This window comes from Patulibacter americanus DSM 16676 (genome assembly GCF_000420025.1).
Classification (GTDB): Bacteria; Actinomycetota; Thermoleophilia; order Solirubrobacterales; family Solirubrobacteraceae; genus Patulibacter; species Patulibacter americanus.
Genome location: NZ_ATUD01000007.1, coordinates 115,289 through 141,944, shown reverse-complemented (window position 1 = coordinate 141,944; position 26,656 = coordinate 115,289). Strand labels below are relative to the sequence as shown.

The 26,656-nt window shown below is 75.2% G+C and carries 22 protein-coding genes, 1 tRNA gene and 1 other RNA gene; 15 read left to right on the top strand and 9 right to left on the bottom strand.

Annotation, left to right across the window (positions count from 1 at the left end):
• Nucleotides 1–173: 173 nt before the first annotated feature.
• The 3 genes from F593_RS0112980 (at nt 174) to F593_RS0112970 (ending at nt 6,885) form a co-directional block, all read left to right on the top strand.
• Entirely contained in the window at nt 174–2,996 is a 2,823-nt protein-coding gene (locus F593_RS0112980; protein ID WP_157251793.1) for an ATP-binding protein, read from the top strand.
• Between the two features lie 142 nt (nt 2,997–3,138).
• Nucleotides 3,139–4,098, top strand: coding sequence for an alpha/beta hydrolase (locus tag F593_RS0112975; protein WP_022929188.1), 960 nt, complete (start codon nt 3,139–3,141; stop codon nt 4,096–4,098).
• A gap of 84 nt (nt 4,099–4,182) precedes the next feature.
• Nucleotides 4,183–6,885, top strand: coding sequence for a helix-turn-helix transcriptional regulator (locus F593_RS0112970; protein ID WP_022929187.1), 2,703 nt, complete (start codon nt 4,183–4,185; stop codon nt 6,883–6,885).
• Here the strand turns inward: F593_RS0112970 and F593_RS25010 are convergent.
• From F593_RS25010 to F593_RS0112950, 4 genes are all read right to left on the bottom strand, one after another.
• Nucleotides 6,882–8,513: an MFS transporter gene (locus tag F593_RS25010; RefSeq protein ID WP_022929186.1), complete on the bottom strand. Its 1,632-nt coding sequence runs from the start codon at nt 8,511–8,513 to the stop codon at nt 6,882–6,884. The genes F593_RS0112970 and F593_RS25010 overlap by 4 nt on opposite strands.
• On the bottom strand, nt 8,510–8,989 hold the full coding sequence (locus F593_RS0112960) for a MaoC family dehydratase (RefSeq protein WP_022929185.1): 480 nt from the start codon (nt 8,987–8,989) through the stop codon (nt 8,510–8,512). The genes F593_RS25010 and F593_RS0112960 overlap by 4 nt, the downstream gene beginning before the upstream one ends.
• Before the next feature lie 6 nt (nt 8,990–8,995).
• Nucleotides 8,996–9,847 (bottom strand): alpha/beta fold hydrolase, encoded by an 852-nt coding sequence (locus tag F593_RS0112955; protein WP_022929184.1) that lies wholly within the window; start codon nt 9,845–9,847, stop codon nt 8,996–8,998.
• Nucleotides 9,848–10,052: 205 nt separating this feature from the next.
• A complete protein-coding gene (locus F593_RS0112950) occupies nt 10,053–10,454 on the bottom strand; it encodes a hypothetical protein (RefSeq protein ID WP_022929183.1) in 402 nt (133 codons plus the stop codon).
• A gap of 102 nt (nt 10,455–10,556) precedes the next feature.
• On the opposite strand from F593_RS0112950, the gene F593_RS28375 reads away from it, so the two are divergent.
• From F593_RS28375 to secG, 4 genes are read left to right on the top strand one after another with little or no spacing between them, the layout of a single operon-like run.
• Entirely contained in the window at nt 10,557–10,997 is a 441-nt protein-coding gene (locus F593_RS28375; RefSeq protein WP_022929182.1) for a cytochrome c maturation protein CcmE domain-containing protein, read from the top strand.
• 6 nt (nt 10,998–11,003) lie between these two features.
• The gene (locus F593_RS25000) at nt 11,004–13,271 is read left to right on the top strand and encodes a heme lyase CcmF/NrfE family subunit (protein WP_022929181.1); all 2,268 of its coding nucleotides are present in this window, start codon (nt 11,004–11,006) and stop codon (nt 13,269–13,271) included.
• The gene (locus F593_RS29930) at nt 13,268–13,717 is read left to right on the top strand and encodes a hypothetical protein (RefSeq protein WP_022929180.1); all 450 of its coding nucleotides are present in this window, start codon (nt 13,268–13,270) and stop codon (nt 13,715–13,717) included. The genes F593_RS25000 and F593_RS29930 overlap by 4 nt, the downstream gene beginning before the upstream one ends.
• A gap of 12 nt (nt 13,718–13,729) precedes the next feature.
• Complete coding sequence (gene secG, locus F593_RS0112930) at nt 13,730–13,957, top strand: preprotein translocase subunit SecG (protein WP_022929179.1); 228 nt, start codon at nt 13,730–13,732, stop codon at nt 13,955–13,957.
• A 211-nt stretch (nt 13,958–14,168) separates the two neighbouring features.
• Here the strand turns inward: secG and F593_RS0112925 are convergent, their stop codons facing one another.
• Entirely contained in the window at nt 14,169–15,512 is a 1,344-nt protein-coding gene (locus tag F593_RS0112925; RefSeq protein WP_022929178.1) for a metallopeptidase TldD-related protein, read from the bottom strand.
• A gap of 137 nt (nt 15,513–15,649) precedes the next feature.
• Here F593_RS0112925 and F593_RS0112920 point away from each other — a divergent pair, with 137 nt between their 5' ends.
• The 3 genes from F593_RS0112920 to F593_RS0112910 all read left to right on the top strand — a co-directional run bounded on the left by F593_RS0112920 (nt 15,650) and on the right by F593_RS0112910 (nt 19,006).
• The gene (locus tag F593_RS0112920; RefSeq protein ID WP_022929177.1) at nt 15,650–16,705 is read left to right on the top strand and encodes a hypothetical protein; all 1,056 of its coding nucleotides are present in this window, start codon (nt 15,650–15,652) and stop codon (nt 16,703–16,705) included.
• A gap of 182 nt (nt 16,706–16,887) precedes the next feature.
• Nucleotides 16,888–17,460, top strand: a complete 573-nt coding sequence (locus tag F593_RS29925; protein ID WP_022929176.1) for a hypothetical protein — start codon at nt 16,888–16,890, stop codon at nt 17,458–17,460.
• Nucleotides 17,429–19,006 (top strand): restriction endonuclease, encoded by a 1,578-nt coding sequence (locus tag F593_RS0112910; RefSeq protein WP_022929175.1) that lies wholly within the window; start codon nt 17,429–17,431, stop codon nt 19,004–19,006. The genes F593_RS29925 and F593_RS0112910 overlap by 32 nt, the downstream gene beginning before the upstream one ends.
• Nucleotides 19,007–19,127: 121 nt before the next feature.
• Here the strand turns inward: F593_RS0112910 and F593_RS0112905 are convergent.
• Nucleotides 19,128–19,212, bottom strand: a tRNA-Leu gene (locus F593_RS0112905).
• A gap of 116 nt (nt 19,213–19,328) precedes the next feature.
• Between F593_RS0112905 and lexA the strand changes: the two genes are divergently transcribed.
• From lexA to F593_RS0112895, 3 genes are all read left to right on the top strand, one after another.
• Entirely contained in the window at nt 19,329–19,958 is a 630-nt protein-coding gene (gene lexA, locus F593_RS0112900) for a transcriptional repressor LexA (protein WP_022929174.1), read from the top strand.
• 122 nt (nt 19,959–20,080) lie between these two features.
• Nucleotides 20,081–20,419, top strand: an RNA gene (gene rnpB, locus F593_RS28435) — RNase P RNA component class A.
• A gap of 158 nt (nt 20,420–20,577) precedes the next feature.
• Nucleotides 20,578–21,216: a class I SAM-dependent methyltransferase gene (locus tag F593_RS0112895; protein WP_028721659.1), complete on the top strand. Its 639-nt coding sequence runs from the start codon at nt 20,578–20,580 to the stop codon at nt 21,214–21,216.
• Nucleotides 21,217–21,285: 69 nt separating this feature from the next.
• Here the strand turns inward: F593_RS0112895 and F593_RS24995 are convergent, their stop codons facing one another.
• Nucleotides 21,286–22,305 (bottom strand): EamA family transporter, encoded by a 1,020-nt coding sequence (locus F593_RS24995; protein WP_169449192.1) that lies wholly within the window; start codon nt 22,303–22,305, stop codon nt 21,286–21,288.
• 71 nt (nt 22,306–22,376) lie between these two features.
• On the opposite strand from F593_RS24995, the gene F593_RS24990 reads away from it, so the two are divergent.
• Both F593_RS24990 and F593_RS0112880 read left to right on the top strand, forming a co-directional pair.
• Nucleotides 22,377–23,384 (top strand): LysR family transcriptional regulator, encoded by a 1,008-nt coding sequence (locus tag F593_RS24990; RefSeq protein ID WP_245540804.1) that lies wholly within the window; start codon nt 22,377–22,379, stop codon nt 23,382–23,384.
• 11 nt (nt 23,385–23,395) lie between these two features.
• Nucleotides 23,396–25,294 carry an LLM class flavin-dependent oxidoreductase gene (locus tag F593_RS0112880; RefSeq protein WP_022929170.1) on the top strand — a complete coding sequence of 633 codons (1,899 nt, stop codon included), beginning with the start codon at nt 23,396–23,398 and terminating at the stop codon, nt 25,292–25,294.
• 45 nt (nt 25,295–25,339) lie between these two features.
• On the opposite strand, the gene F593_RS0112875 is transcribed toward F593_RS0112880, so the two are convergent.
• A complete protein-coding gene (locus F593_RS0112875) occupies nt 25,340–26,041 on the bottom strand; it encodes an HAD family hydrolase (protein WP_022929169.1) in 702 nt (233 codons plus the stop codon).
• Nucleotides 26,038–26,634, bottom strand: a complete 597-nt coding sequence (locus F593_RS24985) for a GNAT family N-acetyltransferase (protein ID WP_022929168.1) — start codon at nt 26,632–26,634, stop codon at nt 26,038–26,040. The genes F593_RS0112875 and F593_RS24985 overlap by 4 nt, the downstream gene beginning before the upstream one ends.
• Nucleotides 26,635–26,656 lie beyond the last annotated feature (22 nt).

Below are 26,656 nucleotides of genomic sequence, written 5' to 3'. Positions count from 1 at the left end.
GATGGCATGGGTGCCGACGATACCGGCGCCGGCAACCCGTCCCCGGACGAGCGTCCGGTCCGCCGTCGGGCATCGGGGCGTCGCCAGGTAGCCTCGGACGCTGTGCCTGTCGCGCCCCGCCTCCAGGCCTGCCGCCCGGCCGCCTTCCGTGCCGTGCGATCCATCGTGTGCCCGTGAACGGCGCTTCCGGACCCGGCTCGGAGCAGCCCGCGGGCCCCGTACGGGGCCGGACCGCGCCCCTCCTCGAGCTCGAGGCCGCCCTGGATGGGCTGCGCGACGGCCGGGGGTCCGTCACCCTCGTCGAGGGCGCTGCGGGCCTGGGCAAGAGCCGTCTGCTGCAGGCCGCCGTGACGACGGCCTCGTCCCTCGGAGTGCGGGTGGCCGCGGGTGGCGCCGATCCCGCGTCGCGGCTGCGCCCTCTGCAGCCGGTGCTCGACGCCCTGACGGCCGGGCCGCAGCCCGTCCTCACCAGCGACGCGCTCGCCGCGCTGCCGCCTGCGTCCGAGGGCGTCTTCTGGGTGCTGCAGGAGCTGCAGCAGGCGCTGGAGCACGCCGCACTGAGCGCCCCGCTGCTCGTGGTCGTGGACGACCTCCAGTGGGCCGACGCCGCCACGCTCCTCGCGTTGCGGACGCTGCCGGCGCGGCTGTCGACGCACGCCGTCGCGTGGCTGTTCGCGTTCCGGCCCGCGGACGAGGACGGCGAGGTGCGCGACGCGCTCGAGCGCCTGGAACACCTCGGTGCCCGCCGCCTCGCCCTGGAGCCCCTGACCCCCGCGGCCGTGGCCGACGTGGTGACCGACGTCGTCGGCGCCCCGCCCGACGAGGGGCTGATGCGCCACGTCGACGCTGCCCAGGGCCGCCCGTTCGCGCTGCTCGAGCTGCTCAGCGGGCTCGTCGCGGAAGGGCGCGTCCGGGTGGAGGACGGCGTCGCCCGGGCGGACGCGGGACCCGTGCCGGCGCGGTTCGTCGACGCCACCCGGACCCGTGTCGACCAGCTCCGCGAGCCGGCTCGCGAGGTGGTGCGTGCGGCCTCCGTGCTCGGGCACCGGTTCTCCGTCGGCCGGCTCGCCGAGCTCCTCGACGCGTCTCCGCCGCGGGTGGCGGTCGCCGTCCAGGACGCGCTCGATGCCGGACTCCTCGTCGCCCGGGACGACGAGCTCGCGTTCCGGCACGACCTCGTCCGCGATGCGGTGCGGGGCGCCCTGACCCCCGCGGAGCACCAGGAGCTCCGTCGCCGCGCCGTCGACGTGCTGCTGCGCCGCCGGGCATCGGACGTCGAGGTCGCCGAGGTGCTCGTGCACACGGCGCGTCCCGGGGACCACGAGGCGATCGCGTTGCTGCGCCGGGCGGCCGGCGAGCTCGCCGCGTCCGATCCGTCGTCGGCCGCGGCCCTGAGCCGCCGGGCGCTGCAGCTGCTGCCGGCTGCGGACCCGGGACGTGGCGCGCTGGTCGGGGAGACGGCGTCGTTGCTGTGGCAGGCGGGGGAGTCGGGCGCGGCCCGGGCCCTGTGGAGCGGCTCGCTGGGCGGCGGCCTTGAGCCGGAGGTCGAAGGGGAGATCCGCCTGGGCCTGGCGCGCGTGGCCAGTGGCGAGTCGTTCGCGGAGGCCGTGCGCCAGAGCGCCGCCGGCGCGGCGCTCCCGGGCATCTCGCCGGCGCTGCGCGCGAAACTCCTGGCGTCCGAGGCGCTCAACCTCTCGATGGTCGGTGACATCGAGGCCACCGACGTGGCGGTCGTACGGGCGCTCGACGCCGCGCGGGTCGTCGGCGACGAGTACGCCGAGGCGACCGCCGTCGCCGTCCAGTCGGTCGTCGCGTACTACCGCCTGGACTGGGACGCCGCGCAGGCACTGTGCGAGCAGGCGCTCGCCACGGCGCGGGGGGCCGGCCTGGTCTCGCACGCCCTGTGGGTCCCGGAGTCGTTGTGGCGCTGCCTGCTCTGGAACGCGTGCGGGCGGCTCGACGACGCCCTGGCGGAGGCGGAGACGGGGATCCGCGTGGCGCAGCACCGGGGGCAGGCCTCGGCGATGCAGCTGTGGAGCGCGACCCGCAGCCGCGTGCTCTTCGACGCGGGGCGCCTCGAGGACGCCCGCACCGAGGCGGAGGCCGCCCTCACGATGGTCGAGGAGCTCGGCTCCGCCAACTTCACGGACGCCACGGCCGCCTACGCCTACGGGCGCGTCGCCCTGCTCGAGGGCGACCCGGACGCCGTCGCCACCGCCCGGGTCCACGCGGAGCGGCTCCGCCGGGACGAGGCCCCGCTCGTGCGCCGTGCCGGCGCGTGGCTCGGCGCGCTGATCGCCCACGCGACCCGTGACATCGACGAGGTCCGCCGGCTGACCGCCGAGGCGGCCGAGGCGTTCCGGGGCATCGATCCGGCGCTGGCGACCCCGTTCGATCCGCTCGACGTCCCCGCCTACGTGCGCATGACCCTGGCCGCGGGCCTGCGGGAGCGCGCCGAGACGGCGGTCTCGATGGCCGAGCGGTGGACGACGCGGGCGCCGGGGTACGCCGTGCTCGAGGCGGCGGCGCTGCACGCCCGGGGGCTGCTGGACGCCGACGTCGGAGGGCTCCGCGCGGCGGTCGAGGTGCTGGGTCGGACCCGGCGGCCGCTGCCGCGGGCCTGGGCGCACGAGGATCTCGCCGTGGCGCTCGCCGACGCCGAGCCCGCCGAGGCCGTCGTCCACCTCGACGCCGCGCTGGCGCTGCACCGCACCGCCGGCGCGGCGGGGGAGGCCGCGCGCGTGCTCCGCCGGCTGGCCGCGCTCGGCGCCGGGCGCCGGGCCCGGGACGTCGTCGCGCCGGCCGGGTGGGAGTCGCTCACGCCCTCCGAGCTGCGGGTCGTCGGCCTTGTCGCGGAGGGCCGCACGAACCGTGAGGTGGCCCTGGTGGTGCACCTCTCGCCGCACACCGTGGGCACGCATCTGCGGCGCGCGTTCGCGAAGCTCGGCATCTCGTCGCGCGTCGAGCTCGCGCGCATCGTCGCCGAGCGCAGCTGAGCGCGGCCACACGCCGCGTGACGGCCGGCGATGGCGCCGTGCGGCGTACGCCCCGGGGGAGGAGTCGGTTGACGCAAGAAGACCGCGGCGCGCGCCCCTAGCTTGCATACCAGCACTCCTCCTCCCCGAAACGAGCATCCACATGTCCGACTCCACGACCCCCGTCCACGTCCTCGAGCCCGCCGCCCAGGCGTTCGCCGAGGCCACCGCCAACCCGCCCTACCTGAACGACCTGGGGCCGATCGAGGGTCGCAAGACCGTCGACGAGGTCCAGTCCGGCGACGTCTACAAGCCCTCCGTGGACGAGGACTGGGTCACGCTCTCCGGCACCGCGGGCGACTTCAAGGTCCGCATCGTCCGCCCGGCCAACGCCTTCGGCGTCCTGCCGGTCATCCTCTACGTGCACGGCGCCGGCTGGGTCTTCGGCAACGCCCACACGCACGACCGTCTCGTCCGCGAGCTCGCCGTCGGCGCCGGCGCGGCCGTCGTCTTCCCGGACTACCACCTCTCGCCCGAGGTCCGCTACCCCGTCGCGATCGAGGAGGCGTACCTCACCGCGCAGTGGATCCGCGACAACGGCGCCGACCTGCGCCTGGACCCCAAGCACGTCGCCGTCGCGGGCGACTCCGTCGGCGGCAACATGGCCACCGCCCTGACGCTGATGGCCAAGGAGCGCGGCGACGTGACCTTCGCCGCCCAGGCGCTGTTCTACCCCGTGACGGACGCCACGTTCGAGACCGGCAGCTACCACGAGTTCGCCGAGGGGTACTTCCTCCGCCGTCAGGCGATGCAGTGGTTCTGGGACCAGTACACGACGGACGAGGCCGAGCGCGCGCAGATCACGGCCAGCCCGCTGCGCGCCACGAAGGAGCAGCTCTCCAGCCTGCCGAAGGCGCTCGTCATCACGGGCGAGGCCGATGTGCTCCGCGACGAGGGCGAGGCGTACGCCCGCAAGCTCCGCGAGGCCGGCGTCGACGTCGAGGCCACCCGCTACGGCGGGATGATCCACGACTTCATGATGCTCAACGCGCTGCGCGAGTCCAACGGCGCGGGCGCCGCGATCGCCCAGGCCTCGGCGTTCCTGCGCGCCGCCCTGCGCTGAACCGGCGCGGCGCAGGCTCGCCGGTCGGCGTCTATCACGCATCCGTGTGATGAACCGCGTGCGAGAGGGTGCGAATCTGCCCGTATGAGCGCCGTTCCCGTACCCCAGCTCCTGGATCGTGACGCCGAGACGCGGGCGATCGAGGAGCTGCTCGACGAGCCGACGGGGCGTTCCGGTCTCGTCCTGGCCGGCGAGGCCGGCGTCGGGACCACCGCCCTCCTGCGGACCGCCCTGCGGATGGCGGACGAGCGCCGGCTGCGCGTCATCACCCTGACGCCGGCCGAGGCCGTCCGGCCGTTCGGTGTCCTCGCCGAGCTGCTCGTGCAGCTCGACGAGCCGGCCGTCGGACCGCGGGATCCCGGGGGCGCCGCGGCGCACGTCGCCGCCTTGCTGGCCGCAACGGCCCGCCGGCAGCCCACGCTCCTGATGCTCGACGACCTCGCAGCGGTCGACGACGGCAGCTGGGACGTCCTCGCAGGCGCCGCCCGCCGGCTCCGCGGCGAGCCGGTCGTCCTGCTCGCGGCCGGGCACTCGGGCGACCCTCGCCTGCGCGGGCAGGGACTCGACGTCCTGCCCCTCCGGCCCCTCGGCGCCGACGCGAGCGCCGAGCTGCTCGCACGGACGGGTGCACACCTGCCGGCGTTCGTCCGGGCCCGCGTGCTCGAGGCGTGTGCCGGGAACCCGTTGGGCATCGTCGAGCTCGCCACGGTGCCCTCCGCCCAGTGGAGCACCCACTGCGTTCGCGCGCCCGTCGCGCTGCCGATGCCGACGACGCTGGTCGAACGGCTCAGCGCACCACTCCGCGACGTCGACGAGCTCGAGGCTCAGCTGCTGCTCGCGGCGGCTGCGAACGACGGCGAGGCGCTCGGCGACGCCGTCGCGGCCGTCGTGCGCGTCACCGGCGCGGCCGAGACGGACGTGCTCGAGGCGGCTTCCCGCGCCGTCGCGCGCCGCGCCGTCGAGTGCGACGGGAGCACGCTGCGGTTCCGCACCGAGGTCATGCGCTCGACCGTCTACCGGACCGCCTCCCTGCCCCGCCGGCATGCGATCCATGGCGCGCTGGCCGTTGGCCTCCAGGACCGACCCGCCCGTGCGGCGTGGCACCGGGCCGCCGCTTCGCTGCGGCCGGACGAGCGGCTCGCCACGGCGCTCGAGGCCGGCGCGCGTGACGCCCGGGACCGAGGCGAGCTGCGCGTGGCGCTGGCGAAGATGGACCGGGCCGTGCGGTTCAGCCAGTCCGACGACGCCTGCGTCGTGCGGCTGCTCGCGGCGGCGGAGCTGTCGTTCGAGATCGGACGCCCCGACTTCGTCTCGCGCTTCGTGCGGCAAGCGGCGTCCCTGGCCCGCACCCCGGACCACCACGAGCAGGTCGCGTGGATCCAGAACCTCTACGACCTCGGCCGCCCCGACGACGGCCGCACCGCGGTGGCCCACGTCCGGCGCGCCGAGCGGGCGCTCGCGGACGGGCTGCTGCCCACGGTACGGACGCTGGTGGTCCACGCCGGGGAACGCGCTCGCGTCACCCCCGCCAACGTCCTGCCCGTGCCCGAGCTGCTCGCCGCGGCCGAGCGGCTGGGCGGCATGGAGCAGCGCCCGATGCTGGCCGGGTTGGCCGCGGTCGCCGCGCCGCTCGACCAGGGCGAGCGCGCGCTCGCCGTCCTGCGGGCGCAGCCCCTGGACGCCTCCGGGGACCCGCGACTGGGGCGGCTGCTCGGGCATGCCGCCGTGGAGCTGGGGGACGACGAGCTCGCGGTCGGCTTCCTGTCCGCGACGGCCGGCCTCCTGCGCATGGAGGGGCGCTTCGGCATGCTCCCGCACGCGCTGCACCAGCGCGGCTGGGCCCTCCTCAACACCGACGGGCTCCCGCGTGCCCGCGCGGACATCGCGGAGGCGGCGCGGCTGGCGGACGAGACCGGGCAGACCGTCCTGCTCGGCGAGATCCGTGCGCTCGAGGCCGTGGTCGAGGCGGTCGACGGCGATCCGGCCCGGGCGGAGCGGCGGGCGGGCGAGGCGGAGCGCGTGCTCCTGGGCCGGCCCGCTGCCATGGCCGACGTCCACATGGCCCGGGGCGCGATCTGCGTCGCGCGCGGCCGCTACGACGAGGCGTTCGACTGGTTCGCCCGGCTCTGGGACGACACGGGCGCCGCCGCCCTGCGGACACGCCGGTGGCTCGTCGCCGACGCCTTCGCCGAGGCGGCCGTGTGGGCGGGCCGGGTCGACGAGGTGCGCCCCTACGTCGCGCGGCTCGAGGCGGATGCGAGGCGGGTGCCCAGTGCCCCGCGCCTCGCGCACGCCGTCGCCTTCGCCCGGGCGATCACGACGACGGGCGACGGCGAGGCCCAGGCCTACGCCACGGCCCTGGCCGTTCCCGGCCCGCGCGGCCCCATGGCCACCGCGCGCCTGCAGCTCGCTCACGGCATGTGGCTGCGGCGGCGCCGGCGGATCGTCGAGGCCCGTCGCGAGCTGCGGGCGGCGCGGGCTGCGTTCGACGCCATCGGCGCGGCGCACTGGGCCGACCGGGCGGGTCAGGAGCTTCGCGCTGCCGGGGACGGCACGCCCGTGGTCGTCGTGGGTCCGGGCCGCGACGAGCTGACGCCGCAGGAGCTGCAGATCGCGGAGATGGCGGCCTCGGGCCTGTCGAACCGCGAGATCGGCCAGCGCCTGTACCTCTCGCACCGCACGATCGGTTCGCACCTCTACCGGGTCTTCCCCAAGCTCGGCGTGACGAACCGGGCGCAGCTGCGCGACGCCCTGACGCAGGCGCGTCCGGCCGAGCCGGTCGGCTAGGTCTCCGCCGGCGCGGCCCCGACGCCCCAGCGCTCGGCGCCGGCCGGGGCCGGCAGCGCCTCCCAGTGCGTCACGACCGTCGGGTGGGCCGGGTCCGTGTGGGCTCCGGCGCGGTCGATGCGGTCCCGGTCGCGCACGGTCACGCGCCCGAGCTGGCGGAGATGGTCGTCCCACGACGACACCACGAACTCCTCGACGACGACCCCGGGCTGCCCCGCGGCGCTCCATGCGGCCCACGAGCTCGCTCCGGTGCGGCGGCGCATCCGGCGCAGGTCCAACACGGCCGCCGCGAGCGCCTCCTCCTGCCCCGGGACGGCGTGGCGCCGGAGCGTCACGCGCACGGGACCGTGCTGGGCGGCAGGGCCCGGGTGGTGGGGAGCCGGGGCGTCACCGGCCGGGAGCAGGTCGTCCGGGTCGATGTGCGGGACCGGCCACCGCAGGGCGAGCAGCGGCGTGAGGCCGAGCGCGACGGCGGCGCCCGTCAGGACGGGCGCGACCCCGAGCGGGCCGGCGAGCACGCCGATGACCGCGCTGCCGATCGCCATGCCGCCCTGGAACACGATGAGGTAGAACGCCAGCCCCCGCGCCTTGATCCAGCCGGGCAGCATCCCCTGGTAGGACGAGTTGAGCGTCGCCAGCGCCAGGATCCAGCCCACGCCCGCGACGACGAGGGCGCCGCCGGCCACGGCCGCCACGTGGACCTGGGCGAGGACGACCGTCGGCACCGCCACGGCGACCGCGCCGGCGCCGAGGATCCGGTCGGCGGAGTGCCGGGCCCGCAGACGCGGGAGCAGGGCCGCGCCGCCCACCGCGCCGACGCCCACGGCGCCGAGCAGCAGGCCGTAGCCGCCGGAGCCCATCCCCAGCGGCCCGTGCGCGATGGCGGGCAGCAGCGCCCAGAGCGCGCTGGCGAAGAAGATGAACGCGCCCGCGCGCAGCAGGACGGCCCGCAGCGCCGGACTGTTGCGCACGTACCGCCCGCTGGCCCGGATCGCGGAGCCGAGGTGTTCCGGCGGCGTCGCGGCGACCGCCCGCCGGGTCTCGCGCCAGCGCACGATCGCGAGGATGACCACGAGGAACGTGGCCGCGTTGACGAAGAACGCGACGCTGGGCTGGGTGGCGGCGACGAGCGCGCCGCCGATCGCCGGACCGACGGCGCGGGCGAGGTTCTGGTTCACGGCGCCCAGCGCGATCGCCTGGGGTCGCTCCTCCGCGGGCACGAGCTCCGGCTGCAGCGTCTGCCAGGTCGGCGACGTCCACGCCTGCCCGGCGCCCACGAGGAACAGCAGCGCGAGCAGCAGCCACGGCGTCAGGACGTCGAGGACGGCGAGCACCGCCAGGGCGACGGACGCGATCACCATCGCGGTCTGCGAGACGAGCAGCAGGCGCTTGCGGCTGATCACGTCGCCGAGCGCACCGGCGGGGATCGCGAAGAGCAGGACGGGCAGGCTGGCCGCGGACTGGATGAACGCGAGGTACGCCGCCGAGCCGCTCAGCGAGAGCATGAGCCACTGCGCGCCGACGGTCTGCATCCAGCCGCCGACGTTGCTGGCGAACTGGGCGGTCCACATCGCTCGGAACGCCGGGTGGCGCAACGGCGCCCAGCCCGTGGGCCGCCCGGTGCTCATGCCGTCAGCTCCAGCAGGTAGCGGTGCTGTCCGGAGAGGACGAGCTCACCGCGCTGGTTGTGCACGGTCGCCTCCGTCGTGACGATCCCACCCTCCTCGCTCGGCGTCAGCGCCGTGATCGTGAGCGCGGGGTAGAGGGTGTCGCCGCTGTGCACCTCGCCGAGGAAGGCGGCGGAGACGTCGACGAAGCGCACGAAGACCTCGCCGATCACGTGCGGGAACAGCGTGGCCCCAGGCGCGGTGAACGCCAGGACCTGCAGGCCGTGGACGACGGGCGCCGTGTGCCCGTGGCGCCGGGCCCACTCGGTGTCGTAGTGGACGGGGTGGTTGTCGGCGGAGACCGCCTGGAACGCCGAGGCGTGCGCGTCGGTGAGGGTCCGGCTCGGCGCGCGGAACACCTCGCCGACCCGCAGGTCCTCGAACGTGCGGGCCGGGACGACCGCGAAGTCGGCCGGGTCGAAGGGCGCGGTGCTCATGGCCGCCTACTTCTTCACGCTGCGCGCGGCGCTGAGGATGACCTTCGCCGTGGCGCCGGGGTGCAGGAGCATCGCGGCGTGCGAGGCCGGCACGCCGGTCACGTGGGCGTGGGCGCGGGCCGCCATGAACCGCTGCACGGCCGGCGGGATGAGCTGGTCGTGCTCCGAGATGAGGTCCCAGGACGGGATCGTCTTCCACGCCGCGGCCGTGGCCTTCTGCGTGTTGGAGAGGTCGGCGATCGGCCGCTGCTCCGCCGCCAGCGCGGCGGCTTCGTCCTTCGGCACCGGGCCGGTGAAGAGCGCGCGGAACTTCGCCGGGTCGAGACGGTACTCCGTGCCCTTGCGGCCGCCGGCGGCCGGGAACGGCGTGGCGAGCAGCGACGTGTTGATCTGGCTGCCGGGGAACTTGCCGTTGATGTCGAGGACGTTCTCGCCGACGTCGGGCATGTAGGCGGCGACGTACACGAGCGCCTTGACGTCCTTGTCGCCGGCCGCGGCCTGCGTGATGACCATGCCGCCGTAGGAGTGGCCGACGAGGACGACGGGGCCCTCGATCGTCCCGAGCACGCCGCGCAGGTACGACGCGTCGGAGACGAGGGAGCGCAGGGGGTTGGCGGGCGCGACGACGGTGTAGCCCCGGCGGCGCAGGCGGGTGATCGTGCCCGTCCACCCCGACGCGTCGGCGAACGCGCCGTGCACGAGGACGATGGTCGGCTTCTTCGCCGCGGCGGCGGGACGCGGGGCGGGTGCGTCGGCGGCCGAGGCGCTCGGCACGACCGCGAGGGAGGCGACGAGGGCGGTGCCGGCGACGGCACGGGACAGGCGACGGGCGAGCCGGCGGGGGGACTTCGGGGACACGGTGATGCTCCTTCGGACGGGGGCCTCGGGGATCGAGGCCCTGCGGTGCGTCCGAACCTAGGAGCGGGGGCCGGGGCTTCCATCGGTCATCCGACCGCGCGGGGGCGGATGACGGTTGCATGACTCAACGAGCAACTGCGGGACCCGGTGGCAGCGGGGCCCGAAAGGCCGGGTGAGGCGCCGGGCCGTGGCGCCGCACGGCCGCCTAGCCGTAGGAGGCGAAGAAGAAGAACCAGATCGTCGCGGCGAAGAGGGCGACCACCACGGAGACGACCATCACGACGTCGAGCGCCGAGGTCGTGCGGCCCGTCGTGCGGCCGTCGCGCATGGACTGGTTCCACGGCATGCGGATCGTGACGTCGTCCGACCCGCCCATCGCCCGGGCGTAGACGGCGTTGAGCCAGGCGAGGATCTTCACCATCACGAACCCGGTGATGGCGATCGCGGCGAGGATGAAGACCGCCTGACCCATGGAGAGGGTCTGGGTGTCGGCGCGGGCGGCGACGACCCGGATCCACAGGTACGGGTTGCCGGCCCACATGAACAGCCCCCCGGCGAGCATCACGAGCAGGATCAGGCCGCCGGTGAGCTTGCGCGCCGCGTTCACAGGCGGATCCTACTCGTGGTCGGGAGCGCCGTGGCGCGATGGACGGCGCACACCCGGGGGTCATGGGGCGTTCGGGCCCCCAACCTGGCCATACTCTGTGGAATGACGCGGACGTTGCGCCTCACCTTCGCGATCGTCGCTGCGGTGGCGCTCGCGGGAGCGCTGCTCTACACGAGCTTCGCCGGGTCGGCCGAGGCACGGGAGCCCAGCCAGATGCTGTCGGCCGAGGCGGGTCGCAGCTACCGGCTGACGGGCGTCGTGGTCAAGGGCTCGCTCTCCCGCGAGAACGAGACGATCCGCTTCCGGGTCAAGGACCGCAAGGGCAACGCCTCGGTGCCCGTCTCCTACACCGGCCAGGTGCCGGACCCGTTCCGCGAGGGCCGCGAGGTCATCGTGACCGTCGAGAAGACGGGGGAGTCCTTCACGGGCAAGCCCGACACGCTGATCACGAAGTGCCCGTCGAAGTTCGACGACGGCAAGTCGGGGTCGGGGCAGAAGATGGAGTGGCGCGACTCCCAGGACCGCGTCGTCGACGGGGAGTAGTCCGGCATGGACCTCCTCGGCCGCGGGCTGCTCGTCCTGGCGCTGGCCATCGGCGTCTACGGGACGGTCGCCAGCATCGTCGGCGCCCGCCGGCTGCGGGCCCCGGGCGCCGCGGGACCCGACGGCGTCGTCGAGCCCCTCGTCTCGGCCAGCGGCACCGCCTGGGTGACCTCGGGCCGCCGGGCGATCTACCTCGTCGCGGCCCTGACGACGGCGGCGTTCGTCCTCGTCGAGATCGCCTTCATCCGGACGGACCTGCGCTTCGACGTCGTCGGCAGCCACTCCTCCGCGACCACGCCGCTGGGCTACCGGATCGCCGCGCCGTGGAGCTCGCAGGAGGGCTCGCTGCTGCTGTGGGTCTGGTTCCTGTCCCTCTGGAGCGCGCTCGTTGTGCGCCGGGCGGGGCGGAGGATGGCCGACGTCGTGCCGTGGGCGCAGGCCGTGCTGCTGGCGCTGGCGGTCTTCTTCCTCCTCCTGCTGACCTTCTACAGCTCGCCGTTCCGGCTGGCGTCGCCGGTCCCGTTCGAGGGCGAGGGGCTCAACCCGCTCCTGCAGTACCCGAGCATGATGATCCACCCGCCCATGCTGTACGCGGGGTACACGCTCTTCACGATCCCGTTCGCGTTCGCGATCGCGGCGCTCATCGCGGGGCACGTCGGGTCGGACTGGATCCGCCACACCCGCCGCTTCGCGCTCGGCGCCTGGCTGCTGCTGGGCATCGGCATCGTGCTCGGCTCGCGCTGGAGCTACGCCGAGCTGGGCTGGGGCGGCTACTGGGGCTGGGACGCCGTCGAGAACGCGTCCCTGATGCCGTGGATCCTCGGCACCGCCTTCATCCACTCCGTGATGATCCAGGAGAAGCGGGGCATGCTCCGCACGTGGAACGTCTCGCTGATCCTGGCCACAGGCATCCTGTGCGTGCTGGGAACGTTCATCGTGCGCTCGGGGATCCTCTCCTCGATCCACGCGTTCGGCTCCTCCACCGTCGGCGTGCAGTTCCTCCTCCTGCTGGCCGTGATGACGGGGGCCTCGATCGGGCTGGTCACCTGGCGCCGCGGGATGCTGCGCTCGGAGCACCGGATCGACTCCCTGCTCTCGCGCGAGGCGATCTTCCTCGCGGGCAACGTCGTCCTCGTGCTGCTCGTCGTCGTGATCCTGTGGGGCACGTTCTTCCCGCTGATCGGCGAGCTGCTGACGGGCCAGCAGCGCCCGCTCGAGACCGTCTGGTGGGGCCGCTTCGTCGGACCCCTCGCTCTCCTCCTCACGTTGCTGATGGCCGCGGGCCCGCTCGCCGCGTGGCGCCGCACGACGCGGTCCCACGCGTGGCGGCAGGTCCGCGCGCCCCTGGCGGTCGGCGTGCTCGCGCTCGTCGTGGCGCTCGTCCTCGGCGCCGGGGCGCACCTCGAGGTCGCGATCGCCGTGACCCTCGCCGGGTTCGTCCTCGGGGCCGTCGGCCAGGAGCTCGTCCGCGGCGTCCGCGCCCGGCGGACGGCCACGGGGGAGTCGGCCGCGGTCGCGCTGCCGCGGCTCGTGGGCCGCAACCGCCGGCGCTACGGCGGCTACCTCGTCCACGCCGGCTTCGCCGTGCTCATCGTCGCCGTCGCCGCGTCGTCGGCGTTCAAGGAGACGAAGCGGATCCACGCCAACGTCGGCGACCGCTTCCGCTCCGGCGGCTACGAGCTGCGCTACGAGGGGGCCATCGGCGACTTCAAGCTCCAGGACGAGCGCGTCCAGAAGATCATCTTCGGCGCCACGGTCGGCGTCTACCGCGACGGGGAGCGCATCCGGACGATCCACCCGACGCGCGAGTACTTCCCGTCGCTCGACACGTCCTCCGGACCCGTCTCCCGCTACTTCCTGGGCGAGTCGGCGACGGAGGTCGCCCTCGACGCCGGCCTGACCCGCGACCTCTGGGTCGCCATGCAGCCCGACGGCGACGCGCTCGCCACGTCGCTCGACGCGCTGGACAAGCAGCTCGCCGGCGTGCAGGCCCCGTTCGCGAAGGGCGGCGAGCTCGCCCTGCGGTTCGCGCTCTTCTATCGCGAGCGTCCGTCGGCCGTGACGTTCCAGGTCATCGTCTCGCCGCTGGTCACCTGGATCTGGATCGGCAGCATCCTCATGGGCCTCGGCGCCCTGCTGGCCCTGTGGCCGGCCCCGGACCTGGCCACGCGGCGCGTGACCGCGAAGCAGAAGGCGCGGGTGGCCCGCGATCTCGGCCGCACCCGGGGCACCACCGTCACCGAGATGGCCCGCACGGGCGAGCAGGGCTCGTGACCGTCGCCGGCCCCCTCCTGGTGCTCGTCGCGTTCGGCGCCGCGTTGTTCCTCCTGTCCCAGCCGTTCTGGCCGGGGCACGTGGAGAAGGTCGCGGAGCGCGACGACCTGCGCCGCGCGGACCTCGAGGCCGCGAAGATCGCGAAGTACCGCGAGATCCGCGACACGGAGCTCGACCACGCCACGGGCAAGCTCTCCGACGCGGACTGGCGCCCGATCGACGCGCGGCTGCGCGCCGAGGCGGTGCGGATCCTCGACGAGCTCGACGGCCTCGGCGGCGACACGCGCGCGCCCCGCACGGACGACCTGCCCGTCGCCCCGGCGGACCCGCAGACGGCCGATGGGGGCGCCGCGACGGACGCGGCGCAGGGCGACGAGCCTGCCGCCGGCACCCCCGGGGGCCGCGCGCCGTCCGCGGACGCGGCCGACGCCGCCGCGACCCGGTAGGCTGCGATCCCTATGGAGGCCGTTCTCTCGATCCTGCAGATCGCCGTGTCGATCCTCGTGATCGCCCTCATCCTGATGCACTCCGGCAAGGACGCGGGGCTTTCCGGCGCGTTCGGCGTCGGCTCCGGCACCGGTCCGCTCGGCGGTGGCTCCAACACGGAGCGCAACCTGAACCGCTGGACGATCTTCTTCTGCATCGTGTTCGTCGTGAACACGATCGTCCTCATCCGCATCGCCTGAGCGCCGCGCGCCCGCTGCGGCGCGCACCCTCCGCCGCCCTCGGGGCGGCCAGGCCTCCGCGCCGCCCGTCGGGCGGCGTTCGTCGTTCCGGGGTGCCGGCGCCCGCAACGGGCGGCGCCTGTGGGACCGGGGGACGGTCCTTGGGGGCCACCCGATCCGCTCCCGCCGCACGCAGGGAGCGGCAGCGGCGGGCGCCCCCCGGCGGACGCGCTCAGTCCGTGACGGTGATGCCGCCGTGCGTCCGCAGCGCGGGGGCGAGGACGGCGTGGCCAAAGCGGCGGCCCTCGAACGCCGGGCCGCCCACGAGCAGCCGCTCGGCGGTCAGGGCGTCCGCGTCCGCGAGGACGTCGAGCGGCGAGACGAGCAGCGGGACGGAGCCCGCGGCGCCGGCCACGCGGCCGTCCTGGATGCGGGCGGCGCCGTCGGGGGCCAGGCCGTAGGCGAGGCCGAGCTCGGCGTTGATCGGGCGGAGGTCCTCGATCGAGGTGATCAGCAGGCCCACGTCGACGCCCGCGACGAGCGCCTCGACGTCGGCCGCGTCGCCGCCGGCGAGCACGAGGTTCGTCGCCCGCGGGCCCAGCGGCCCGCCGCCCGGCGCCGTGGCGTGGCCCGTGGAGGCCTCGGAGCGGCCGTCGTGCACCAGGCTGCGCAGCACGCCGTCCGCGACGAGCTCGAGCGCCGCCTTGGGGGCGCCGGACGCGTCGAAGGAGCGGGGCAGCGTCGCGGTGTGGTCCGGGTCGTCGGAGAGCGCGAGGGGGAGGGACCCCAGGCGGCTGCCCAGGCGCCCGGCGGCGCGGGTGCGGCCGTCGGCCGCAGCGAAGCCGTCGAAGACGAGCACCGCGGCGACCTCGAGGATCGCGGCGACGGCCTCCGGGGCCAGCACGATCGTCTGCTCGCCGGGGGTCGGGTCGTGCCAGTCGCCACCGGGGACGCGCGAGAGCGCACGCAGGGCCGTGGCGCGGGCGTCGAGGCCGGACGCCGCGCGGGCGCTGGCGGCGGCCACCGCGGCGCGCACCCCGCCGGAGCCGGCGCGGACCCGCAGGTGGGCGTCCGTGGTGCCCTCCACGAGCGCAAGCCCCGTCGAGGCGGCGAGCGCACGGACGACGCCCCCGTGATGCCAGGCGACGGAGACGGGGGCGCCCTGGGCGGCGTCGCGGGCGGCGGCGACCGCGCGCAGGCCCGCCTCGGGGTCGGCCTCGGCCGTGGCGGGGTCGGCGGCGTCGTCGCGTGCCGGCACGGCCGCGGGCTCGGGCGGCGGCGTCGCGTCGCCGGGGCCGTCGGAGGACGCGGCGACCGCCTCGGCCGTGCGCACGGCGCGGCGCGCGGCGGCGGCGAGCGCGGCGCCGTCCGTGCCGCCCACCGTGGCCGTGCCGACGTGCCCGTCGCGCCAGGCGGTGAACGTCACCTCGGTGCGGTCCACGGTCGCGGTACGCAGCTGCCCGCCGCGCGGAAGGGCGACCGTGGCGGAGCGGTCGTGGACGACGGAGACCCAGCCGTCGCCGTCGAGGGCGTCGAGGGCCCGAGAGGCGATGTCGGCGGGCGGCGGGGTGCTCATGCGGATCCTCGGGCGGGGCGTCGGCGGCGGGGATGCGCCGCGCCCCCGCAAAGCTAGCCCCTGGCCGCGACGGACGACGGGCGGGCCGCGGGCCGGGTCGGACCTCCCGCCCGCGCGGCCCCGTACCCTTGGGCGCGATGCGACCGGGCGGCGGCCTCACGACACGCCGGACCGTCGGCGCCTGGATCGCCGCGGTCGCCGCCGCCGGCGGCGCGCTCGCGCTTGCGGCCACGGAGCCCGATCCACGCCTCGCTCCGCGGCCGGCACCGGTGGCGGCCCTGCCGGACGCCCCGGGGACCGTGCGGCTGCCCCCGCCGGCCGAGCGCCCGCGAACGCCACCCGTCGCGCTCACCCCCTCGGCGGACGGCCTCGGGCTGCTCTGGGCGGAGCGCGGCACCGGCGTCGTGCGCCGCGCCCCGCTCGCCGGCTCCACGGTCGGCCCCGCCGAGGTGCTCGCCCGCCTCGACGTGGCCCCCGGCCCGGGCTTCGCCGTGCGGGGCCTCGCCGTCGGCCGCGACGGCCGCGTCTTCGCCGCCTACGTACGTGCCCGGGGCCGACGTCTCGTCGTGGCCGAGATCTCGCGGCCCCGGCCGCGCATCGTCTGGCGCGGGCCGCTCGCGGGCCGGGCGCGGGTGGGCGGCGGCCTCCTGGCGCTCCCGGGCGGTCGCCTGGCGCTGGGCGTGGGCGACCAGGCCCGCCCGGGGCGCGCGGCGACGGCGGCCAGCGTCCTGGGCCGCGTCGTGACGCTCGACCCCGACCGCCCCGCGTCGCAGGAGCCCCGACGCCGCTCGCGCGGCTGGCACGACCCGGTGGCGCTCGCCCGCGGTCGCGGCGGCGAGCTGTGGGTCGCCGACCGCGCCGGGGCGGGGGAGCCCGAGCGCACCGGCCGCGCCGGCCGCCCCGGGGGCGCCGTGGTCCGCAGCGGGTTCCGGCGCGTGCCCGTGGCCGTGGCCTCGTCGGCGGACGGCCGCGCGCTGTTCGTCTGCGGCCTGCGCTCGGGGCGGATCGACCGGACCCTCGTCGACGACGGCGGCACGGGGGCACCCCGGGCGCAGGCCGACGTCCTCGACGCGCGGTGCCGCTACGGGATGACACGCACGGACGGACGCCTGTGGGCGTCGGGGGACGACGGGACCATCACCGCGGTGGGGACGGACGCGGAGCTCCTCGGGGCGCCGGCGCTGGAGGACTGAGTATGCCGGCCTCGTTGAGCCGGTTCGTGTTGTCGTCCGTCTGGGGTGTCCATGGACAGCCTGTACGAGAGCCGCCCACAGGGGGCGCTTCGCCCCACGGCGGACCGAGGCGGGGCGCGGTTGGTCACGCGTGGCGCGGGTCAGCCGAGTCGATCCGTCCGGGGACGAGGCGACGATGCGGTATGCCGTTCGCTACCTGGGAGCTTGACGCGGCTTTTACGCACTTCGTCAACGACACCCTGTACGCCCTTGCAAGAGCTCGGAGTCCGCTCCTCGCAGGAATGGGACAGATGCAGACCGCGAGTACGGTTTCGTCGGTCGTCTCGGGTCACGACGGTGCGGAGCTGAGCCTCCCCGAAACCCCCGTCGGGGCTTCGATGACGCTCGATCTCGAGGCCGTACGCACTGCGAACTTTGAGCAGCTCACGCTTGAGCTGGATAGCGCCGCGGAGGAACTCGGCAAGGGGCTCGTCGAGCTCTTTGTCGACACGATCGGCAAGGTCACCGATTTCACCGGGAACACGATCAAGTCGAAGGGCGGGCTTACGTTCGAGTCGTACGTCGAGATGCTCGAACGGATCGAGTGGTCGTTGGACGAAGATGACCAGCTAGTCAAGCCCAGCCTGGTGGTGCACCCCGATACCGCGAAGAAGTTCCCGCAGGGTACGGCCGAACAGCTCCAAACCATCCGAGACCTCGAAGACCGAAAGCACCGGGAACTCCTTGCTCGACGACGCCGTCGCCGCCTTTCTTGATGCCGTCGGAGAACGCGAGTTCGATGAGCCGCTGCTCGCACTGATCCGGAGTCGCGGGTACAGCGACGTGCACCTGACCCACGGTGCCCGGGAATTCGGGAAAGACGTAGTGGCCAAGCTTGACGGCGAGCAATGGGTGTGGCAATCCAAAGCCGGCGACATCAACCAGGCCGAATGGCGCAAGATCGTGGACCAGTTGGGGGAGCTCAGGCTTACGAACCTCGGCCATGGTGCGCTGGACACGAGCCTTCCGCGGCGAGCCGTACTCGTAACGACCGGGCGATTGACAGGCAACGCCCCGGATCTCTTCAGGGACTACAACGACCGGGCACGACGACGCGACGAGCCTCTGCTCGAGCTCTGGGACAAGGACACCCTGCTCGGCGATCTCAGCGGCAATCGTGATGCCGTCCTTCGAGGCTCTTCTGACGGTCACCTCATCGCGGCGCTCGGCTCGATAGAGGAGCGACGGACCACGATGCGTAGCCTGGAGACGTTCTCCCAGCGGTGGATGACGTGGGACGAGTCGCGGCTCACGGGCCTCGGCGTCGTCGAAGCCGCGATCTTGTGCGACCGCCTTGAACACGCGGATCGCCTCGATCTCGCGTGTCATCTCGGCCTTTGTCTCATCCGGGGAGCGCGGTCCGCGGTAGCTGGTGAGACTAGCCCAGCTGTCGAGGCCGCGACACGCTTGTTCGAGGTCTACGGACGGCGGCTATGGGCCGAGTGCGATAACCGGCTGCTGGGCAGACGGGCCCTCACAGGCTTCAGCGGCGTCTCCGGATGGGTGACGTATCCCGCTCGTTGCACCCGCCTCGCTGAGCTTCTCGGCCTACTGGCCTTGCGGATGCGTTCCTCCGGCGACCCCGAATGGGTGGCGGTTGCGGACTGGCTCGCCGACTTCGTAGCCGCCCAGCCCGGTGCGGCCCGCCCGATCGGGGACGAGTACGCCGTGGCCCTTGTTCCGACGGCACTCACGCTCGCCCTGCGGGGCAACGGTGCAGTTGAACGCTACCTGACCGACGTCACGGTCTGGCTCTGCGACGCCTACGAAAAGCACTGTTTTGGTCTGGCGCACGTTGATGCTGACGCAACCGAAGTGATTGATCAGCTGCTGGGGCCTCCGTTCGAGCACGTTGAGATCAGCAAGCGACGCGACTCTCGGGTCGCCGCGGTGGTCCTAGATCTGTGCGCCGCCCTGGGCTTGACCACGCTCTATGAAGACGTCCGCAACGATCTCGAGGCCGTGCGCCTCGCTCCTTCGGTGCTGCGGCTCGCCCCGGGCCCGAGTATGTGGTCTCGAACCGGGACCGACAACCGAGTTGATCCGAACGTCCCGTACTCAGAGTCCTGTGAGCCGGGAGCTGCGGCCGCCCCCCACCATGTTGACCCAGTCGGGGAGGACCTTTGCGAGTCGGGAGACGCCTGGGATCTTCTTGCTGTATCGAGTGCCCTGCGAGACCGGCACTTCTACCGCGCGCTTCCCGCGGTGGCAGGTTCCCAAGCGGTGAACCTCCGGGGCACCGAGGAACCCTCAGGCGACTGAGGACGGGCTATCTGGTCCGACGCTACGGTCGGCATCGATGGCCGGGGTCTGCCCGGCTGTGGGGGCCGTGACTCCCCCGGGAACGCAAACGGCCCCGTGAATCACGGGGCCGTCGTTTCCATGCGCCAGAGAGGACTCGAACCTCCACGGGGTTATCCCCCACAAGGCCCTCAACCTTGCGCGTCTACCAATTCCGCCACTGGCGCGCGGACGGAGAAAAGTACACGAAGGGCCCGGATCGTGTCGCCCGGTCGGCCGGGTTGCCTGCCGCCGGTGGTCCCAGTAGGGTGGCGAACAGACGTTCGATTCGACCCGGCCCACCATGGACCTGACCAAGCGCCAGCAAGAGATCTTCGACTACATCGGTCGATACACCACGGACTTCGGTTACCCGCCGACCGTGCGCGACATCGGGAAGGCGGTCGGGCTCGCGAGCTCGTCGACGGTCCACGCGCACCTGGCGAACCTCGAGAAGCTCGGCCTCCTGCGCCGCGACCCCTCGAAGCCCCGCGCGATCGAGCTGCTCGGTCGCGGCGTGGAGCAGGCCGTGGAGGGCGTGCGCAACGCCGTGGGCGAGTCCCGCCGGCTGCCGCTGCTCGGCCAGGTCGCGGCCGGTCCGCCGATCCTCGCCGAGGAGCACGTCGAGGAGCACGTGCCCGTCCCGGACATGGCCGGCGGCGCGGAGGGCGAGTACCTCCTGCGGATCCGCGGCGAGTCGATGATCGGCGCGGGCATCCTGGCGGGCGACCTCGTGGTCGTCCGGCCGCAGGAGACCGCACGCGACGGCGAGATCGTCGTCGCCCTGGTGGGCGAGGACGCCACCGTCAAGCGCTACTTCCGCGAGAGCGACCACATCCGGCTGCAGCCGGAGAACCCAGACATGGAGCCGATCCGCTCGCGGGAGGCGCGCGTGCTCGGCAAGGTCGTGGGCGTTCTGCGGAAGGTCGGCTGACCCCTCCCGCCCCGCGCGCCCGGCCGTCCCGCCGGTGACCGCGCGGAGCGGGAGGCGCGTCGTGGCGCGCGGCGTGGCCCCGAGGGCCCGGCGTCGGCGGGCCCGCCCCGGGTATCGTCCCTGGGGCAGGCCACGCAGCCGCGGACGGGCTTGACCCGTTCGAGGAAAGTCCGGACACCGCAGGGCAGGGTGGTCGGGGAGCCGACCCGGGGAAACCCGCGGGACAGTGCCACAGAAATACACCGCCGATGGCGCCAGGGGCCTCTACCCCGGCGCACAGGCAAGGTTGAAATGGTGCGGTAAGAGCGCACCGGCGTCGCGGTGACGCGGCGGCCAGGTAAACCCCACCCGGTGCAAGACCGAGCAGAACCGTCAGTAGGCGGCCCGTCGAGGTTCAGGTAGGTCGCAATAGATGGATGGCTGCGCAACGACAGAATCCGGCTTACCGGTCTGCTACGGCGAAGGCCCCGCTCCGGCGGGGCCTTCGCTATTTCCGGGCGACCTCGCCGAGCGGGCCACACCAGCGACCGGGGTGTCCCGCGAGCGGGCGGCGTCCCGTGAATTGCCGGTTGGGCAAGCTCCCTTGCCATCGCTAGGCTCGGGGCCCATGCTCCCGTCCATGACCGACGACGACCTCCGCATGCTCCGCCAGGACTTCTGGGATGACCGCTACGGCTCGAGCCCGCAGATCTGGAGCGGGAACCCGAACCCGCACCTGGTGGACCGCGTCGCGCGGCTGGCGCCGGGGAGGGCCGTCGACGTCGGCAGCGGCGAGGGGGCCGACGCGCTGTGGCTCGCCGAGCGGGGCTGGCGGGTCACGGCGATCGACGTGTCACCCGTCGCGCTGCGGAAGGGGGCCGAGCGCGCCGCCGCGGTGGGGGCGGAGGTCGCGGAGCGGATCACGTGGACCCGGGCCGATGTGCTCGAGTGGGGGCCCGACGCGGGCGCCTTCGACCTCGTCTCCGCGCAGTTCATGCACCTGCCGCCGGAGCCGCGGGCGGCGCTCTTCACCCGTCTGGCCGCCGGCGTGGCGCCGGGCGGCACGCTGCTGATCGTCGGGCACCACCCCGTCGACCTGGCCCCCGAGGGCTACCGGCACCTGCACCACATGCGCTTCACGGCCGAGGAGGTCGCAGGCCTGCTCGACCCGGAGGCGTGGGAGGTCGTGCTCGCCGACGCCCCGGCGCGGACGGTGGAGCGGCCCGACGGCGTCGTGACGATGCACGACGCGCGGCTCGAGGCGCGCCGCCGGGCCTAGCGCGACCGCTCGGCGGCGACCCGCTCCGCCGGCCCGGCGCGGTCGCCCGGCGGCGGACCCGCTCCGCCGCTAGGCGGTCCGCGCCGGACCGGCGGGGCCGGCCGTGCGCGGGGCGGGGAACTCCATCGTCGGGCTGTCCTCGCCAACGGTGGGGAGGCCCTCCGGCGGGGTGCCCTGGCGCTCGGCGCGCAGGACGAGGACGACGGCCAGCAGCGTGATCACCATGCCGACGCCGGTCAGCACGCCGACCGTCTCGCCGAGCACGAAGACGCCGAGGATGACCGCCACGACGGGGTTCACGTACGACTGGGTCGTGACGAGGGACAGCGAGGCGTTGCGCAGGAGCCAGGCGTAGGCCGCGTAGACCGCGACGGACGCGGCCGTCAGGGCGATCAGGGCGACGAAGGAGCGCGACGACACGGCACCCGCCGCCACGTGCTCGCCGACGATGAGGCCGACGAGCAGCAGGATGATGCCGCCCACGAGCATCTGGATCGCCACGTTGGCCAGCAGGTTGGGCGCGGTGCGGATGCGCGAGCCCGTGTAGGTGCCCACGGCCCACGTGACCGCGCCGCCCAGGCCGAGCAGCACGGCGGTCATCGGCGTGCCCTCGGGGCGGCTGCCCGGCATGAGCAGCAGCACGACGCCCACCACGCCGACGCCGACGCCGACCGCCGTGGCCGCGGAGATCCGCTCGCGCCCGGCCGCGACGCGCAGGCCGAGGACCATCGCCGCCTCGGAGGAGGCGAGCAACGCCGCCAGGGACGACGGCAGGCCGCGCTCCTCGCCGAGCGCCACCATGCCGACGCCGCCGGCGACCAGCAGCAGGCCCATGGCCGCGCTGCCGCGCCACTCCTCGGCCGTGACCTGGAACGCACCGCGGCCGTGCTGCCACACGACGAACGCCGCCAGCAGGGAGCCGCCGACGAGGAACCGCGCGCCCGAGCCGAGCAGCGCGGGGATGGTCTCGACCATCACGCGGATGCCGAGGAACGTCGAACCCCAGACGATCCAGACGGTGGCGACCGCCAGGATCAGGGCGAGCGACACGGAGGGACGGCGGAGGGCTGGGCGACGAGAGAGAACCACGGAAGAGATGGTTGCGCACGCGCCATCAGTAGTACAACGCGATTGTTTCATCGCTGCTATAAGTGGAGCTGATGCTGGATGTGAGAAAAGTCCGGATCCTGCGGGAGGTCGCGCGGAGGGGCTCGTTCTCTTCAGCGGCCGAGGCCATGGGCTACACCCAGTCCGCCGTCTCGCAGCAGGTGGCCGCGCTAGAGCGCGAGGTCGGCGTGCCGCTGCTCGATCGCCACCGCGGCGTGCGGCCGACGGGGGCGGGCGAGGTGCTGCTGCGCCACGCGGACGGCATCCTCGCCCGCGTGGGGGACGCCGAGGCCGAGCTGGCCGCCCTGCGCGGCGGCAACGCGGGCCCGCTGCGGATGGTGGCGTTCCCGACCGCCGGCGCGACGGTGCTGCCTCCCGCGATCGCCGCGTTCCGCAAGCGCCACCCCGACGTGGAGCTCACCCTCGTCCCGCTCGAGGTCCCCGACGGGCGCGCGGCGCTCGAGGCGGGGGAGTGCGACCTGGCGCTGCTCGTCGAGGACCCCGACGAGGGGCGCGACGACTCGTGGTCGGGTTCCGGTCCCGGGGCCCGCGACGGCGTGGAGGACCCGTTCCTCCGCACGCACCTGCTCGACGACCGGATGAACGTGATGCTGCCGTCGGGGCACCCGCTGGCGTCGCGCCGCCGGATCCGCCTGAACGAGCTGCGCGACGAGTCGTGGATCCTCGGCCGCCGCGCCTACGTGCCCGACGAGGCGATCTTCGAGCGCGCGTGCCGCGCCGCCGGGTTCGAGCCGCAGATGGCGTTCGAGTCCGACGACTACCTGGCGATCCAGGGCTTCGTCGCCGCCGGTGTCGGCGTGGCGCTCGCGCCGGACATGTCCCTCGTGACGCTGCGCGAGGACGTCGTGGTGCGCGACCTGGAGCACCCGCCGCACCGGCGTGTCGTCGCGGCGGTCGACGGCCGCGCGTGGCGGTCCCCGGCGGTCGACGCGATGCTCGGGCTCGTGGTCGAGGCCGCGGGCCGGTTCGCCGAGCAGGTCAAACGGCGCCGCGACCCGAAGTCACCGGACGGTCACGTCCGCGCGCCCAGCACGGACTAGCGTGGCCCGCGATGCGGTTCGCGCTGCTGCTCGAGGCGCTCCACCCGCGCCCCTGGGCCCCCACCGGTGACGGGCGACGGCTCCGCGAGCTCGTCGACGTGGCCGTCCGGGCCGAGGGCCTCGGGTTCGCGCGCGTCTGGGTGCCGGAGCGGCACTTCCAGGAGGAGCTGCAGCACGCCGGTCCGCCCGAGGTCGTCCTCGGCGCGATCGCGACCCGGACGCGGCGGCTCGGCCTCGGCCTCGGCCCCGTCGGCGCCCACCCGCGGATCCAACATCCGGCGCGCCTGGCGGCGGTCGTCGCGGCGCTCGACGCGCTCTCGGCGGGCCGGGCGGCGGTGGCGTTCGCCGAGCCGCGCGCCGCGATCGAGCTGGGGCCGTTCCGGATCGCCCGCGCCGGCACCCGCGCGGCCGCGGACCGGACGATCGAGCTCGTCGCCCGCCTGCTCGCGGAGGAGCCGTTCTCGGGTGAGGACGCCGAGCGTTCCGGCGAGGGGGAGGGGCTGCCCGTCCGCCAGCTCGTCCCGCGCCCGCAGACCCGGCCCCACCCGGCGCTGTGGCGGGCGTGCGACCGCCCGGACGACGTGCGCGCGGCGGCCGAGTCCGGCCTGGGCGCGTTCGTCCGCGCCCCGCTCGAGCCGGCCGAGGCCGCGGAGTGGGTCGCCGAGCACCGGGCCGTCCAGCGCTCCGCCCGCTGCCAGCCGCTCGGCGCGGCGATCGAGACGGGCGTGGCGATCGCGTTGCCCGTCCACGTGGCCGCCGACGCCGCCACGGCCCTGGCCGAGGGCCTCGACGCCGTCCACCTGCACCGTCACCTCACCGACCACCACGAGCGCTTCGGCGCCCACCGGCCGGGTCGCACCCGCGCGGCGGAGGAGTTCGCCCGGCGCCGGACGGAGACGGGCCTCGACCCGGCGCCGATCCTCGCCGCCCCCGACGGGCCGCTCGCCCTGCGGGTCGGCGGCAGCCTGCGCGGCGCGGTGGGGGACCCCGAGCAGGTCGCCGCGCTGCTGGCGGCCTACCGCGACGCGGGCGTCGACGAGGTCGTCCTCGTGCCGCCCCTCGGCCTGCTCGACCCGGCGATCCTCGTGCGCTCGCTCGAGCTCCTGGGCGCGCGCGTGCTGCCGGGACTGGACGACGACGAGGACGAGGACGACGTCGTCGAGGCCGAGGATCCCGATCTGCGCGCCGCCCTCGGGCGCCGCCGGCCCGTGCCGGTGGAGCAGGAGACCGTGGTGCTGCCCCGCCAGGACGGCGTGCTCGACGACGTCCCCGCGCCGCCCATCGGCGTCGGCACCGTCTCGGGCGCCGTCGGCGGTGGCACGGCCGGCCCGCCGGGCGACGGCTCCGGCGCGCCGCCGACCGGGGGCGAGAACGGCGCCGGGCGGCCGGGTGGCGCCGTCGCCGCAGGCGGCTCGGGGCACGCGACCGGCGGCGGACGCGGTCCCGGTGGGGCCGGACGTGGACCTGGCGGCGCCGGTCCGGCGGGCGTGCGCGCGGCGATCGGCCGCCGCGGGGGCGCGGCGCTCGGCAACGTCCTCGACCGCGGCTCGTCCGGGATCGTGCGCCGCACGCTGGCGAGCGACCCCGCGCTGCGCGTCGTGTTCGGCGGGATGGCGCGCGCGCTGCGTCCCGCCGCGCGCTCGGGCGAGTTCCGCGGCGAGCTGCAGTTCGAGCTCGTCGAGGCCGACGGCCAGGTCGCGCCGTGGACCGTGGAGGCGGGCCCGCTGCGGGCGCTCGCCCGCCGAGGCCCGGCCCGCGAGCCGACGCTGACCCTGCGGCTGACGCGCGACGACCTGCTGCGGCTCGTCAGCGGCCGGCTCGACGCCGGCGGCGCGGTGCTCGACGGCCGGCTGGACCTCGAGGGCGACCTGGCCCTCGCCGTCCGCATGGGCGACCTCTTCCGCCGCTGACGGGCGACGGCTCGGACCGCCCCCGCCCGCCGGCGACGCGCGCCGCTACTTCCAGTGCACCTGGACCACGGCCGGCCCCAGCGCCGCGCGGGCGCGGGCCAGCGCGCGCGCACCGCCGCCGACGAGCACGGGCCGGCGCGCGCCGCCGAGCATCGGCAGGTCGCTGAGCGAGTCGCTGTAGGCGACGTCCCACGGCGGGTCGATGCCGTGGGCCGCGAGCTGCACGACCTTGGCCGCGCCGTAGTTGTGGACCTCGAGCCCCAGGCCGCCGGGGCACGGGCCGACGCGCGAGGCCACGAGCTCGGCGTCGCCGAGGCCCGCGGCGTCGAGGATCGCACGGGCCAGCGTGCCCTCGCTGCCCGTCACCACGACGAGCCGGTCGCCGCGGTCGAGATGCACGCGGGCGGCGGCCAGGCCGCCCCGCAGCAGCGCGCCGTCGCGGGCCGCCAGCCGCGCCCCGAACGTCGTCGCCCGCTCCTCGTAGCTCTGCATGCTCCAGCCCGCCAGCAGCGAGCGAACGATCAGCCGCAGCCCGTGGGGCCGCAGGGGCGCGGGGCCCATGAGCGGCGCCGCGGCGTACAGCGAGGCCGTGACCCCGGGGATCCTCCACGGCTCGCGGGCGAGGTGGTGGCGCAGGAACTGGCCGAGCGAGTCCTCGCGCACGATCACGCCGTCGAAGTCCATGAGCACGGTCCGCCGGCGGTCGGCCGGGACCGGCGGCGTGACGACCTCGACGGGCTCGCTCACGAGGGGCCGCTCTCCGTCGCGCCCGCGCCGGCCGGGTCGTTGGCGTCGGCCGGCGCCCCCACGTCCGCCCCGACCGGCGGGTCCAGGCGCCGGTGCATGACGAGCGCGTCGACCTCCTCGCCGTGGAGCAGGAAGGCGCCGGGGAGGCGGCCCACGGTCGCGAACCCGAGCGACTCCCAGAGGGCGATCGCGCGATGGTTCGTGCTAACGACGAGGTTGAACTGCATCGCCCGGTAGCCCAGCGCCGCGGCGGCCCGCAGCGCGTGGGCGCCGAGCGCGCGGCCCACGCCGCGGCCGGCGGCCTCGGGGGCGACGACGAACGAGCCGTTGGCCACGTGGGCGCCCTGGCCCGGCTGGTTGGGCATGACGCGCGAGGAGCCGAGGACCGTGCCCGCGGCCTCTGCGACCCAGGCGCGGGCGGGCGGCGTCGTCCACCCGGTGAGCGCCTCGTCCCGCCCGACGTCGGTCGGGTAGGCGTAGGTCTCGCCCGTGGAGAAGACGGCGTGGAGGATGGCCCACAGGGCGTCGGCGTCGTCCGGGGCGTACGGGCGGATCCGCACCTCGGGGGTCGTCTGCAGGGCGGCGGCGTCCACCCGTCGAGCGTAGCGCGCGGGG